The organism is Maricaulis sp., assembly GCF_048269565.1.
In the GTDB taxonomy this organism is placed as follows: Bacteria; Pseudomonadota; Alphaproteobacteria; order Caulobacterales; family Maricaulaceae; genus Maricaulis.
In genome coordinates this window covers 76,548-89,057 of sequence record NZ_JBLXIK010000001.1, presented here as the reverse complement: position 1 = coordinate 89,057, position 12,510 = coordinate 76,548, and the positions used below count along the sequence as shown (strand labels likewise).

General features: G+C 64.8%; 15 protein-coding genes. 6 read left to right on the top strand and 9 right to left on the bottom strand.

Going from position 1 to position 12,510, the window contains the following annotated elements:
• Positions 1–24: 24 nt before the first annotated feature.
• Positions 25–894, top strand: a complete 870-nt coding sequence (locus ACN0YL_RS00440) for a metal-dependent hydrolase (RefSeq protein ID WP_417496658.1) — start codon at positions 25–27, stop codon at positions 892–894.
• 63 nt (positions 895–957) lie between these two features.
• Positions 958–1,341, top strand: a complete 384-nt coding sequence (locus ACN0YL_RS00435; RefSeq protein ID WP_417496657.1) for a DUF1304 domain-containing protein — start codon at positions 958–960, stop codon at positions 1,339–1,341.
• 229 nt (positions 1,342–1,570) lie between these two features.
• Here the strand turns inward: ACN0YL_RS00435 and ACN0YL_RS00430 are convergent, their stop codons facing one another.
• Positions 1,571–1,957 carry a VOC family protein gene (locus ACN0YL_RS00430; protein WP_417496656.1) on the bottom strand — a complete coding sequence of 129 codons (387 nt, stop codon included), beginning with the start codon at positions 1,955–1,957 and terminating at the stop codon, positions 1,571–1,573.
• A gap of 147 nt (positions 1,958–2,104) precedes the next feature.
• Here ACN0YL_RS00430 and soxR point away from each other — a divergent pair, with 147 nt between their 5' ends.
• On the top strand, positions 2,105–2,560 hold the full coding sequence (gene soxR, locus ACN0YL_RS00425) for a redox-sensitive transcriptional activator SoxR (protein WP_417468342.1): 456 nt from the start codon (positions 2,105–2,107) through the stop codon (positions 2,558–2,560).
• 28 nt (positions 2,561–2,588) lie between these two features.
• Here the strand turns inward: soxR and ACN0YL_RS00420 are convergent, their stop codons facing one another.
• The gene (locus tag ACN0YL_RS00420) at positions 2,589–3,353 is read right to left on the bottom strand and encodes an RlmE family RNA methyltransferase (RefSeq protein ID WP_417496655.1); all 765 of its coding nucleotides are present in this window, start codon (positions 3,351–3,353) and stop codon (positions 2,589–2,591) included.
• A complete protein-coding gene (locus ACN0YL_RS00415; RefSeq protein WP_417496654.1) occupies positions 3,350–4,366 on the bottom strand; it encodes a Ppx/GppA phosphatase family protein in 1,017 nt (338 codons plus the stop codon). Before ACN0YL_RS00415 ends, ACN0YL_RS00420 begins: the two co-directional genes overlap by 4 nt.
• A 289-nt stretch (positions 4,367–4,655) precedes the next feature.
• Between ACN0YL_RS00415 and hspQ the strand changes: the two genes are divergently transcribed.
• Together hspQ and ACN0YL_RS00405 are read left to right on the top strand one after the other, a co-directional pair.
• Positions 4,656–4,991 carry a heat shock protein HspQ gene (gene hspQ, locus ACN0YL_RS00410; protein ID WP_417468348.1) on the top strand — a complete coding sequence of 112 codons (336 nt, stop codon included), beginning with the start codon at positions 4,656–4,658 and terminating at the stop codon, positions 4,989–4,991.
• Between the two features lie 131 nt (positions 4,992–5,122).
• Positions 5,123–6,187, top strand: a complete 1,065-nt coding sequence (locus ACN0YL_RS00405; RefSeq protein ID WP_417496653.1) for an acyltransferase family protein — start codon at positions 5,123–5,125, stop codon at positions 6,185–6,187.
• 90 nt (positions 6,188–6,277) lie between these two features.
• Here the strand turns inward: ACN0YL_RS00405 and ACN0YL_RS00400 are convergent, their stop codons facing one another.
• The 4 genes from ACN0YL_RS00400 to ACN0YL_RS00385 form a co-directional block, all read right to left on the bottom strand.
• Entirely contained in the window at positions 6,278–7,285 is a 1,008-nt protein-coding gene (locus ACN0YL_RS00400) for a fumarylacetoacetate hydrolase family protein (protein ID WP_417491917.1), read from the bottom strand.
• Positions 7,286–7,352: 67 nt separating this feature from the next.
• The gene (locus ACN0YL_RS00395) at positions 7,353–8,378 is read right to left on the bottom strand and encodes a hypothetical protein (RefSeq protein WP_417496652.1); all 1,026 of its coding nucleotides are present in this window, start codon (positions 8,376–8,378) and stop codon (positions 7,353–7,355) included.
• 60 nt (positions 8,379–8,438) lie between these two features.
• Complete coding sequence (locus tag ACN0YL_RS00390; protein WP_417496651.1) at positions 8,439–9,074, bottom strand: carbonic anhydrase; 636 nt, start codon at positions 9,072–9,074, stop codon at positions 8,439–8,441.
• Between the two features lie 219 nt (positions 9,075–9,293).
• The gene (locus ACN0YL_RS00385; protein WP_417468357.1) at positions 9,294–9,755 is read right to left on the bottom strand and encodes a hypothetical protein; all 462 of its coding nucleotides are present in this window, start codon (positions 9,753–9,755) and stop codon (positions 9,294–9,296) included.
• Between the two features lie 91 nt (positions 9,756–9,846).
• Here ACN0YL_RS00385 and ACN0YL_RS00380 point away from each other — a divergent pair, with 91 nt between their 5' ends.
• Positions 9,847–10,755 (top strand): LysR family transcriptional regulator, encoded by a 909-nt coding sequence (locus ACN0YL_RS00380; RefSeq protein ID WP_417491914.1) that lies wholly within the window; start codon positions 9,847–9,849, stop codon positions 10,753–10,755.
• 8 nt (positions 10,756–10,763) lie between these two features.
• Here ACN0YL_RS00380 and ACN0YL_RS00375 read toward each other — a convergent pair whose 3' ends face one another.
• Positions 10,764–11,420, bottom strand: a complete 657-nt coding sequence (locus ACN0YL_RS00375; RefSeq protein ID WP_417468360.1) for a TIGR02466 family protein — start codon at positions 11,418–11,420, stop codon at positions 10,764–10,766.
• A 2-nt stretch (positions 11,421–11,422) separates the two neighbouring features.
• Entirely contained in the window at positions 11,423–12,478 is a 1,056-nt protein-coding gene (locus tag ACN0YL_RS00370; protein WP_417496650.1) for an isoaspartyl peptidase/L-asparaginase family protein, read from the bottom strand.
• Positions 12,479–12,510 lie beyond the last annotated feature (32 nt).

Genomic DNA, 12,510 nt, shown 5'->3' with positions numbered 1-12,510 from the left:
CCAACCGTAACAGGACACGCTCCCATGACCGCCGCCCCCGCCGCCACCAAGACCACCCCCGACGACCTCACCGTCACGCCGCGCGATATCCATTTCGCGACCGAGGCCGCCCACAACAAGGCCTGGCTCGGCGGCGATCCGGTGGCGACGGCGGTGTTCAATGCGATGTCGCTGACCTTCCCCGATGGCGAGCGCCTGTTCATGGACGCGGTGCGCCACTATCGGGGCGAGCTTTCCGGCAAGCTGCTGGAGGATGCCAAGGCCTTCATCAAGCAGGAGGCGATCCATTCGCGCGAGCATGTCGCGCTCAATGGCGGGCTCGACCGCAATCATTATCCGATCGATGAGATCGAGGCGGAGATTCGCGACCGGATCCGGGTGACACGGGAACGCGGACCGATTGCCATGCTCTGCGTGACGATCGCGCTCGAGCATTTCACGGCGATGATTGCCGATGTCACGCTCGAGGATGGCAGCGTGTTCGAGGGCACGCATGAGGACATATTGCGCCTGTGGCAATGGCATGCGCTGGAAGAGACCGAACACAAGGCGGTCGCCTTCGATGTCTTCCAGCAGGTCACCGCCAGCTGGAAACCGCGCCAGCGCTATTTCGCGCGGGTGCGGGTGATGGCGCTGGTGACCCTCCTCTTCACCTCGAATATCTCGCGCTATGCCTCACGCCTGCTGATCGCCGACGGGGTCAGCCCGTGGACGGCGCGGGCGCGGGTCTTGTGGTATCTGCTGTTCAAGCCGGGCCTGTTCCGCAAGGGCTGGCGCACCTACTGGGCCTGGTACAAGCCGGGTTTTCACCCCTGGGACCATGATAATCGCGCCACAATTGCCGCCTGGCAGGACAGGTTTGCCCCGGACGGTGCCGAGCCCGGCACCGCCTGATTAGCGCTTGCCCGGCCGCACCGCGCGTGCTGTGGTTTCCCGACAGGCAGCACGGGGAGCGCCATGATGCGGATACTGGCCATTGTCGCGGCATTGATCGTCGCCATCGAGCATGCCGGCTTTCTGGTGCTGGAGATGTTCCTCTGGCAGGAAGAAGCCGGGATGCAGGTCTTCGGCCTCACAGCCGAACAGGCCGCACAGACCGCCACCCTCGCCGCCAATCAGGGCCTGTATAACGGCTTTCTCGCCGCCGGACTGGTCTGGAGCGTGCTGCGCGGCAATCGCGAATTCCTGCGCTTCTTCCTGCTCTGCGTCATCGCGGCGGGAGTTTATGGCGCGATCACGGTGAGCCCGGCCATCGCCTATATCCAGGCGGCCCCGGCGGCGGCGGCGCTGGTGCTGAGCTTCGGCTGGAAGCCGCGGCGACTGAGTTTTCGCGGGGCTTAGACGCGGTGCGGGAATACCCCGGCGCGCAGAGCCCGGCTCCTTCAAAACGAACAACAAGCGACTTCCCCCGGACCTGTTCCGGGGCCTGCCTGAGGGGAATCCAGCCAGACTCCAATCCTCCGGCACGCCCCGGAATTCGCTGCGCTCCTCCGGGGGAAGATGGTGGGTTGGTGTTGGGGGTTGTGTCTGGCGGAAGCCGGCCGATGCCGGGCAGAGCCCCTCTCACCCCTCAAGCCGCATAGCTCACCACCTCAAACTCGATCCCGTTGCCGTCGTAGAAATAGAAGCGCCGGCCCGGCTCGTAATTGCCGTGATTTTCGCTCTGATAGCCGGCGGCGAGAACGCGGGCCTCGGTGGCGTCGAGATCGTCGACGAGGATGGCGACATGGTTGAGATTGGCCTGGCGGGCGGCGCTGCGTGCGTCGGCCGACTCGGGCGTTCTGGCGCCGTAGAGTGCGAGATACTGGTCATCCGTGCCGACATGGACGGTGTGGCCGCCATTGGCCGAGGGGCCGCTCCAGCGGATGTGCCAGCCGAACAGGTCGCACAGCATGGCGGCGGTTTCGGGCGGATTGGCGACGGTGAAATTGACGTGTTCCAGCAGGCCTGTCGTCATGGGATTTCCTTTTCTGACGCGTGCAAATGCCGGCCCCCGATTCAAGCAATGGATTCGAGCGATGGGCCGGTCGATTTGCCAAGCGTAATTGCTCAACTTAAGTTGAGGTCAAGCTATTGTTTGCAGCCAAACCGGGGGACGGAAACCATGCGTGCAACGGACCTCATTCCGATCGGCAAACTCGCCGCACGGGTCGGCGTCTCCGTCTCGGCGGTGCGGTTTTACGAGGCCAGGGGGCTGATCCGCGCCGGACGCAATGCCGGCGGCCAGCGGCGCTTTGTGCGCTCCGATGTGCGCCGCCTCTCCTTCGTGCTGATCGCGCAGCAATTGGGCTTCTCGATCCAGGAGATCGGCGAGCGCCTCGCCACCCTGCCCGAAGGCCGCACCCCGACCGCCGCCGACTGGGCGAAGATCAGCGCCAGCTTCCGCGACGCGCTGGAGGAACGCATCACGCGCCTCACCGCCCTGCGCGACCGGCTCGATGGCTGTATCGGTTGCGGCTGCCTGTCGCTGGAAAAATGCGCCCTCTACAATCCGGACGATCGCGCCGCCCGGCTTGGCGCGGGGCCGCGGTATTTGCTGGGGGACAAGCCGACGGTTTGAGGTCGGAAATGGTGTCGCCCTCAGGGGTTCAGCCTTTAAACCCCATCGCAATCAAAAACGTTTCGGCGCTTTCCGAGCGGCTGGAGGCGGGCTTGAAATGGCGGACCTTGGCGAATTTCTGCTTGAGCTGTTCGAGCAGTTCCCCCTCGGCGCCGCCCTGGAAGACCTTGGCGATGAAGAAACCGCCCGGCTTGAGGGTTTCAAACGCGAACAGCGCCGCCAGTTCGACCAGGCCGACAATGCGGACATGGTCGGTATTCTTGTGGCCGGTGGTCCAGGGCGCCAGATCGGAGATGACGCCATCGGCCGGTCCGCCCATCGCGGCCTTGACCATGTCGGGCGCGTCGTCCTCGGTGAAATCTTTCTCGAAAATCGTCGCACCATCAATCGGATCAATCGGCAGGAGATCGATACCGATCACCTCGGCCACGCCCTTCTTGACGCAGACCTGCAGCCAGCCGCCCGGCGCCGAGCCGAGATCGACAATGCGCATGCCCGGACGGATAAAATGGAAACGCTCATCGAGCTCGATCAGCTTGTAGGCGGCACGGGAGCGATAGCCCTCCATCTGGGCTTTCTTGACATAGGGGTCATTGAGCTGGCGCTGCAGCCAGTTCTTCGACGAGGTCTTGCGGCCGCGCGCGGTCTTGACGCGCTCGAACATCTGTTTCGAGGCGCGGCTGTCACCGCCCTTGGTGACCGGCCCGCCGACACGGCGGCGGCGCTTGTTGTCGTCAACCGGCGGCGTATCACCGGCCGGCTTGTTGTCGTCTTCGTCCGAAGGTCCACTCATGTGCTGGTCGCTCCTGGCGATTTCTTGCGGCGGCGGCGCGATTTGGTGCGCCGCATCAGGTTGAGCAACAGGCCTTCGCGCAGACCACGATCACCGACGCGTAGGTTATCCGCCGGCCACAGCTCGGCCACCGCTTCATATATCGCACAGCCCGCCAGTACCAGCTCGGCGCGGTCATGACCGATGGTCGGCTCCAGCGATCGCCCGGCCAGATCGAGATCGCGCAGCCGCGTACAGGCCGCCTCGGCCTCGGCACAGCTCATCCACAGACCGTCGACCTTGGAGCGTTCATAGCGCGGCAGGCGCAGATGTACGCCGGCAATCGAGGTCACCGTGCCGGAAGTGCCGACCAGATGCGCCCGGCCTTCGGTGAAGATCGGCCGCATCGAGCGGGCGCCGCGCGGCGTTTTCATCAGCTGGCGGACATAGGCTTTCATGTCGTTATACCAGGCTTGGCGGTCCTCGCGTTCGGGAAAGCGCTCGGCCAGGGTGACAACACCGACCGGGGTCGAGGTCCAGGAGCGCACCGGCGGACGGCCGCCGCTCTTGAGGCCGCCGCGCTCACGCCAGGCGGCCAGGTCAACCCAGGACAATTCGGTCGAGCCGCCGCCGATATCGATCACCAGGGCGGCATCCTTGGCCTCATCGAGCAGGTCGAGACAGCCATGCAGGGCCAGGCGCGCCTCTTCCTCCGGGGTGATGAGGTCGAAGGCGATGCCGGTTTCGGCCTTCACGCGTTCGAGAAATTCAACGCCATTGCTGGCTTCACGGCAGGCCTGGGTGGCGATGGCGCGGTGGCGGATCTGGGCGTGGCGGCCGAGCTTGTCGGCACAGATGCGCAGGGCCTCGACGGCACGGTCCATGGCGCCCTGCGACAGCACACCATGGGCATTGAGCCCCTCGCCCAGCCGGACGACGCGGGAGAAGGCATCAATCACCTGAAAGCCGCCACTGGTGCGTTGCGCCACCAGCATACGGCAATTATTCGTACCCAGATCGATCGCGCCGTACACTGGAGCGGCAGGCCTGCGCCGTCCGCCCCGCTTGCGTGCGGCGGATCCGGTCCCCGGGCTTTCCGGGGGCGAAGGCTCCGCCATGTCAGTCCTTTCGCCAGTACGGAGCGCCTGCAAAGGCCGGCGCATCACGATCTGGCCCAATTTTCTTTTCATGTTCAGCATACCCGTCTTCCACCACGCCGCAAGGCGGCGTAACGCAATCAGGGGCCGCGCGGGCCCGGCGCACTCGCCGCGGCGACTGCGATTGGCCCACAGGAAATTAACCGGCAGGGTTCAAAGTGTTGCGATGGAAATGCGTGAAGCCAAATTCGGACTCGGCGATATCGTCCGCCACCGCCTCTACCCGTTCCGCGGTGTCGTCGTCGATGTCGATGCGGAATTCTCCAATACCGAGGAATGGTACCAGGCCATCCCCGAAGAGGTGCGCCCCGATCGCGACCAGCCCTTCTACCACCTGCTGGCCGAGAATGAGGACAGCTATTACGGCGCCTATGTCTCCGAGCAGAACCTGCTGCCCGACGCCGAGAACGGACCGGTCAGCCACCCGCAGATCGACGAGGCTTTCGAGGCGTTTGACGGCACCCGCTACATCCTCAGAGACCTGCCGCAAGTGTCGAATTAACCGGGCATAAACCCTGTTTCCACTGCCCCGCACCCGACCGCGATTTTCGCGCCTGTCTGGCCTGCGACTTGCTGTGTTTGGCGCATATCCCCGGATTGAGACATCCGACGCGCGCCATGGGAGCCAGATTGATGAGCACGAATCGCAATATGGGAATCGATACGCTGCGCGGGCTCGCCTGCGTCCTGCTGGTGGCCTTCCACGTTATCGGTGAAGCGCCCGAACACGGCCTGCGCCTCGACTGGGATCACCCCTTCGCCATGTTCTCGGCCCTGTTCTTCCATCTGCGCATGCCGCTGTTCGCGATGCTGTCAGGCTTTGTCTATGGCTATCGCCCGATCCGCCGCGGCGAAGGTGGCAAATTCCTGACCGGCAAGGCGCGCCGCCTGGTTCTGCCCTATCTGTTCGCCGCGACGGCCTTTGCGGTCGTCAACACCGTGCTCGGCGGTGCCTTCGCCGTGCCGCTGGGTGATTTCTGGCAGGTCTATCTGGAACCCTATGCGCATTTCTGGTTCCTGCACTCGATCCTGACCATCTTCCTGGTGATCGCGGCACTGGACTGGATCTGGCCACGCGCGCCGCTGCAGGTCGCCGTCGGCTTCCTTGCGGTCAGCTCGGTCCTGTTCCTGACGCCCTTCGGCGGCGAGATCAAACTGTTCTCCTTCTTCCACACGCCCTATCTGGCGCCCTTCTTCGCGCTCGGTCTGGTGATCAACCGGATGGAACTGGCCAAGGTGGGTGAGCTGCCGCGGCGACTGGTCTCGACCGTGCTGGTCGGCGGCCTGGTCACGATGTTCGCGGTGCACGCCTATATCGTGCTCTCCGATCCGGGCCATGAGCTGCTGCGCCGCGACTTCGTGGCGCTCGGCCTGGGCCTGTGCTTCTCCGGTGCGCTGATCATGCACCGCTTCACCATCGCGCCGCTGGCCTGGGTCGGCCAGTATTCCTTCTCGATCTATCTCTACCACATGTTCGGCGCGCTCGGCCTGCAGATGGTCTACAACTTCATCGGCATGCCCGAACCGGCACTCGGCCTGGCGCTGGGCATGATTGCCGGCCTCGGCGCACCGATAGTGTTCCAGATGCTGACACTTCAGGTCGGCGGTTTCGCACCCATGCTGGCGCTGGGCCTGAAATCACGCCGCAAGGCCAGCCCGGCCGTCACAGCGGCGCCGCGCCCGGCCAGCGCCATCTGACACAGGCGCCATCTCTCAAATGAAAAGGCCAGGACCGGTAACGGTCCTGGCCTTCTCGTGTCTGGCTCATGTCTGCAGTGTGGGCCGGTCTCAGGCCTTGACGACTTCCTGTTCGATCGCCCCGAAAATCAGATGCCCGGCGGCATCCTTCATCGAGATGCGGACGGTATCGCCATATTTCATGAAGGGCGTGGAGGGCTTGCCGTTCTCGATCGTCTCGATCATGCGGATCTCGGCGATGCAGGAATAGCCGACCCCGCCTTCGCTGATCGGCTTGCCGGGGCCGCCATCGAGCTTGTTGGAGACGGTGCCCGAACCGACAATCGTGCCGGCGGTGACCGGACGCGTCTTGGCGAGATGGGCGATCAGCTGACCGAAATCGAAGGTCATGTCGGTGCCGCAATCGGCCTTGCCGAACATTTCGCCATTATATTTCACCAGCAATTCGCCATGCAGCTTCTTGCCGTCCCAGGCATCGCCCAGCTCGTCCGGCGTAACGGCGACGGGTGAGAAGGCGCTGGGCGGCTTGGACTGGAAGAAGCCGAAGCCCTTGGCCAGTTCGCCCGGGATCAGCCCGCGCAGGGAGACATCATTGACCAGCATCACCAGACGGATCGCCTTGGCGGCTTCGTCGGGCGAGCAGCCCGCCGGCGCATCGCCGGTGATGACGGCCACTTCGCCTTCCATGTCACAGCCCCAGGCCTCATCGCCGAGAGGGATATTGTCGCGCGGGGCGAGGAAGGCATCGGAGCCGCCCTGATACATCAGCGGGTCGGTCCAGAAGGTCGCCGGCATTTCCGCATTGCGGGCCTTGCGCACCAGTTCGACGTGATTGACGTAGGCCGAACCGTCAGCCCACTGATAGGCGCGCGGCAAGGGCGAGAGCGCGTCGCGCTCATGGAAGCGCTCCGACGGCACCGTTTCGCGCTCGAGCTGATCGGCCAGCGTGCGCAATTCCGGCTCGCAGCGCGCCCAGTCATCGAGCGCCGCCTGCAGCGTCGGCGCGATCAGGCTGGCATCGGTACACCAGGCCAGATCCTTTGATACAACAACGAGTTTTCCGTCGCGATGGCCGTTTCTGAGCGAGGCGAGTTTCATGTGCGTTGACTTCCCTTCTTGTGAATTTCCAAAGGATGGCCGGGACGGCAGTGTGGCCCAAGCCGGATCAGTTCGCCAGCAAAGGATGCGGCATGGCGCCGGCGCGCGGCGAGGCCGGGAACAGACCGTAGCTCCACTCGATAATCGCATCGAGCGATGGCCCGATCGCGCGCGCGGCCTGTTCGGCCTCTTCGGTGCGGCGTGCAGCACTATAGGCCTGGGCCGGGTCCTTGGAATCGCGGGCGAATATCGGCCCGGCGACCAGCTCGCGGGCGTGGCCGGCCCCAAGTCCGAGCCCGAAGAAGGCATCAACCGCATTCAGCGCCGGCTCCGGCTCTTGCAGGAAGCGGTCGCCATCCAGCGAGGCGAAATGTCCGGCACCGGCGGCGCGCGCGCCCTCAAGCACGCTGGCCAGCTGCATGTGCCAGACCAGCGCCGCGATCTGCAAATCGGTCAGTTTCAGCAATTCGCGCGGCGCGGTGCCGGCAATGGCATGGCCGTCCATGGCGAAAATCGTGAACAGCTGCCGCGCGAAGGCCCGCCCCGGCTCGCCCTTCTTGGCGATGGAGAGCAGGAAGGCCCGGATATCGGAATAGAGCAGCAAGTGCCGCGCCTGCGGCAGAAGACGCGCGACATCACCGGCGAGGTTGTTGACGGTATTGGTCGGCTTGATCGTCACATGTTCGCGCCACACGAATGGGCGTGAGAGCAGTGCCAACACCGGCCCCAGCTCGCGGCCGAGTGCTTCGGCGCCCTGGGTGCGTTTCATGTTGGCCAGGCTCATCAGCACCGCTGGTTCGCGCAGGCTGAGATTGGAGCCAGGCCTATCGAGACAGCGCGCCAGCAGGGTCGAGCCACAAAATGCCGTGTGCCAGATGAAACAGGGCGCGCGTCTGGGCAGTGGCAGACCGGCAAAGTCACTGACTGGATGGGCCGCCTGCTCGGCCGCCGAGCGATCCCAGCGATCATCAAGAAACGCCTCCTCGGCCAGCGCCTTGCGGCTGATCCGGCTCAGGCGCAGCGTGTGGCTGCCGGCATCATGGGCATCGGGAAACCAGGCGGGATCGGCGGCAATTTGCGGCGCTTTGCTCACTGCGGCTTTCCTCCCGGCCGGACCTGATTCACGTCTCGGGCGATACTGGCCCTGACCGGGTCACGGTTCCACCGGCTCAAACACACCATCGGACCGCATCCATTCCAGAATGCCGGTCGCGATCGAAAAGCGGGCGCCATGCAATTGCATGCCCCGCGACTTCACCGCCGCAGTGACGAAGGGAAACTGGTGCAGGCGCCCGACCGATTGTTGCACCGCGAGCAATTCCATTTGGTCGCAGACGGTCGCCAGACTGGCCTCGCCGACCTTGGCGAGCACCTCTTCGCGGGTCGGCTCAAGCGGCTCCAGCCAGGGCCCGAGGAAGGTGCTCTCCAGCTTGTCGAGACCGACAGCGCAGGCTTCAATCCCGCCGCACTGACCATGCCCCATCACCACGACATGTTTGACCGCCAGCTGCTCGACCGCAAATTCCAGCGCCGCGGAAACCCCGTGGCGGCCGCCATCAAGATCAATCTGGGGCACGAGGTTGGCGACATTTCGCACGACGAAAAGATCGCCCGGCCGCGCACCGAAAATATGCACAGGATCAACACGGCTGTCGGAACAGGCAATCACCAGCGTATGGGGTTTCTGTCCCTGGCTGAGCTCCTGGTAGAGCGAGCTTTGCGCCTTGTAACTGGTGGCGCGAAACCGGCGATAGCCGGCAGCGAGTTGTTCGGGAGGCCCCTGGGTCATCAGTCCTCATTCCAGCTCTGCGCCCCGCATGTTCCGGGACTGACGGCGAATGTCACGCAGGCCGAAACAGGCTCTGCCGACGGCGCGAGCCCGTGTTTTACTGTCAAAGCGGCGCCAATAGAAGACGCTTGTGTCAGCAGGAAAAAGCGGGCCGGAGCTTCAGCTCCGGCCCGAATGAATGCGGCAAAGATTATTGGGGCCCGGGAGGGACGACCAAGACTATGCGCATTGTGCGAGCGAAAGATTCGCCCGGACTTCGTCTTCATCGCCGGCGAGCGCGGCAGCAGCATTGAAATCGGCGATGGCCGCCGCGCGGTCGCCGGCAAGCCAGTGGGCTACACCGCGATTATTCATCGCGCGCCAGGCGTCGTCCCGCAGTTCGAGGGCAGCGTCGCAGGCTTCAATGGCCAGCTCGAACTCACCGGTAGCAGCATAGCCTGCGCACAGATTGCTGAGGGCCGCAGCGCGCTGGCCGGGGGCGGCTCCGGAATTGGCGATTTCCTCGCCGAAATGGATCACCTGGCGCCATTCGCCGCGCGTGACGGCATTATACTGGGCACGCACGCCGCTATTGGCGGTCCGGTGAGCGGCGAATTGTGGCTCGGCGTCACAGGACTGCGCCTGGGCGCCGGCGGTCGCACCGGCAATGAGCGCGGTGGCGAGGATGATTGAACGAAACATTGGTAACTCCATGAGTGAACAGCGTTCAACTTGGGAACAAAGGTATTCGAATGGAATTGACGAATTCAGGATCATAGATATACAGAATTGCATGGAAGACTGGTCCGACTATCTCGTATGCCTCGCCATCTCTGAAGCTGGCAGCCTGACGGCTGCCGCGCACCAGCTTGGCGTCAGCCAGCCGACGGTGACGCGGCGCCTGCAAGCCCTGGAACAACGCTTCGGCGAGCCTGTGTTCGAACGGGATAACGGCCAGTCCCGCCTGACGCCGCTGGGCCAGAAAATCGTCGGCCATGCCGCGCGCATGCGCGAAGAGGCCTCGGCCATCGAACGCGCCGTGGTGGCCCAGGACCAGAGCCTGTCCGGCCGGGTGGTGATTTCAGCCTCGGAAGGCATCGGCGCCGACTGGCTGCCGCGCGCACTGGCCAGCTTCCATCGAACCAATCCGGGCATCGGCATCGAGATCTCGATCAAGAATCACCCGGCCAATCTCGCCGATCGTGAAGCCGATATAGCCCTGCGCTGGAATGGCCCCGGCACACAGCAAAGCCTGATCGGACGCCGCGGTGCCACGGTCGGCGCCGGCCTGTATGCGTCCAAAGCCTACCTGGCGGAGCGAGGACGGCCCGCGAGGGTCGAGGACCTTGCCGACCACACCTGTGTCGGCTGGTCGATGGGCGATTATTTCGGCTGGCCGAGCACGGATGAAGGCGCGGCAGTCGTGCCCAGCCATGTCGCCTTTCGTGCCAATACGCCGACGACTCATGTGCGCGGACTTGAAGCCGGATACGGGATCGGCATCACCTCACACCGTCTGGCCTGCCAGCACCGCGATCTCGAGCGCGTCCTGCCGGAGTTTGAATCCTCGCTCGACCTGTGGGTCGTGGCGCACGAGACCGTGCGCAAGAGCGGACGTATCCGCGCCACCTTCGATCACATCATCGACCAGATGACCGCCGACAACGCCTATTTCACCCGCGGCGCCGCCTCGGTGCTCTGACCGCAGCCTCAGGCGGGCGGTGGTGCGGGCATGGCGATGATATTCATCGCCACCGATATCCGGTCGCGGCTTCCCGTGTGCGGCCGCACGGCGTGCATCATCCAGGATGGAAAGATCACCAGCTTGCCAGGCTCCGGCGCGATCCGGTGCTGCGACAATTGCCGGTTTCCTTCGGCGTCAGTGAAAACGAGGTCCGGGGCGGCCATCCTTATCATTGGAAAGCGCGGATCCTGGGCGACAAAGAGACCGTCCTCCGGATCGCCGCCATCATCGACATAAAAGCTCGCCGACCAGAAGGAGCCGGGATGGCAATGCATCTGGTTTGACGCGCCGGCCGGCGACATGTTGGCCCACATCTCCATGCCCATTTCATAGCGCGACTGCCCCTGCGCCGCGACGATGTCACTGGTGAAACGCCCACACAGCTTCATCGTCTCGACCGCGAGGGTCTGCGCGGCATTGCCGCCCCAGTGCAGCATCTCGGTGTCGGAGTGCCAGCCCAGAATATTGGAGCGGGCAATCCCCTTTGACTGCTGCCGCCGCGCCGTGATCGCGGCGCGCAACGGTTCGATCAGCTGATCGGCCATCGGCAGTCGCACCTCGATCACCGGGGTCGCGAACAGCATGTTGACATTGATATCGGGTTCGGCGGCGGGCGGGGTCATGTTCATTCCTCATCGCCATAAATCGCGACCAGCGGCTGACCGCCGGCGCTCTGACGTGCCCGGTACATGCCCGGCGTGTTGAAGCTCCAGGCAATCTCGCCGGCCGGCGTCAGCGCGACGACACCGCCATCGCCGCCCATCGCCGTCAGCTCGTCCTGGATCACCCGGTCGGCGGCGGCCTGCAGGTCCAGCCCCTCGAATTCCACCAGGGCACAAATGCGGCTGGCCACCGTCAGGCGGATGAAATACTCGCCCGTCCCGGTCGCCGAAACGCCGCAGGAGCGGTCATTGGCATAGGTGCCGGCCCCGAGGATCGGGCTGTCGCCGACCCGGCCCCAACGCTTGGCGGTGGTGCCGCCGGTCGAGGTGCCGGCCGCGACATGGCCTTGCATGTCGAGCGCCACGACGCCAACCGTGCCGAAGCGGTGCTCACGACTGTCGCGCAGCAGCGCCCCCTCATCGACCGGCTCCGGCCCGGGCGCGCCCTCGGGACGCGGCGGGATCGGCAGGCCGAGCCGGCCCAGCTCGCGCTCCATCGAGGCCCAGCGCCGCTCGGTGAAGAAGAAGGCAGGATCGACAATCTCGAGCCCCTGCTCGGCGGCGAAGGTCTCGGCACCCTCGCCCTGCAGCATCACATGCGGGGAATGTTCCATCACGGCGCGCGCCAGCGAGATCGGGTGGCGCACCGATGTGACACCGGCGACCGCACCGGCATTGAGGTCGCGGCCATCCATGATCGAGGAATCCAGCTCATTGCGCCCGGCCGCAGTGAACACCGCGCCGCGGCCGGAATTGAACATCGCATCATCCTCCAATTCGGTGATGATCCGCTCGACGGCATCGATCGCGCTGCCGCCTGATTCGAGCACCGCCTCGCCGGTCGCAAGCGCCCGCGTCATAGCCGCACGATAGGCCGCATCGGTTTCCGGCGTCATGGCGCCGCGTTCGATCACACCGGCGCCGCCATGCACGACCAGCGCCCAGCCCGGCGCATCCTCGGCCAGCGCGCCCGGCGCAGTCAGCAAAACCGACACCGCCGCAATCAGGACATGACGCATGGTTTCAAACCCTCCCTTGTTGCCGGCAAGCT

Coding starts and splice junctions, on each gene's coding strand:
- ACN0YL_RS00440 (WP_417496658.1), top strand. CDS start 25: ATGACCGCCGCCCCCGCCGCCACCAAGACCACCCCCGACGACCTCACC.
- ACN0YL_RS00435 (WP_417496657.1), top strand. CDS start 958: ATGATGCGGATACTGGCCATTGTCGCGGCATTGATCGTCGCCATCGAG.
- ACN0YL_RS00430 (WP_417496656.1), bottom strand. CDS start 1,957: ATGACGACAGGCCTGCTGGAACACGTCAATTTCACCGTCGCCAATCCG.
- soxR (WP_417468342.1), top strand. CDS start 2,105: ATGCGTGCAACGGACCTCATTCCGATCGGCAAACTCGCCGCACGGGTC.
- ACN0YL_RS00420 (WP_417496655.1), bottom strand. CDS start 3,353: ATGAGTGGACCTTCGGACGAAGACGACAACAAGCCGGCCGGTGATACG.
- hspQ (WP_417468348.1), top strand. CDS start 4,656: ATGGAAATGCGTGAAGCCAAATTCGGACTCGGCGATATCGTCCGCCAC.
- ACN0YL_RS00405 (WP_417496653.1), top strand. CDS start 5,123: ATGAGCACGAATCGCAATATGGGAATCGATACGCTGCGCGGGCTCGCC.
- ACN0YL_RS00400 (WP_417491917.1), bottom strand. CDS start 7,285: ATGAAACTCGCCTCGCTCAGAAACGGCCATCGCGACGGAAAACTCGTT.
- ACN0YL_RS00390 (WP_417496651.1), bottom strand. CDS start 9,074: ATGACCCAGGGGCCTCCCGAACAACTCGCTGCCGGCTATCGCCGGTTT.
- ACN0YL_RS00385 (WP_417468357.1), bottom strand. CDS start 9,755: ATGTTTCGTTCAATCATCCTCGCCACCGCGCTCATTGCCGGTGCGACC.
- ACN0YL_RS00380 (WP_417491914.1), top strand. CDS start 9,847: ATGGAAGACTGGTCCGACTATCTCGTATGCCTCGCCATCTCTGAAGCT.
- ACN0YL_RS00375 (WP_417468360.1), bottom strand. CDS start 11,420: ATGACCCCGCCCGCCGCCGAACCCGATATCAATGTCAACATGCTGTTC.
- ACN0YL_RS00370 (WP_417496650.1), bottom strand. CDS start 12,478: ATGCGTCATGTCCTGATTGCGGCGGTGTCGGTTTTGCTGACTGCGCCG.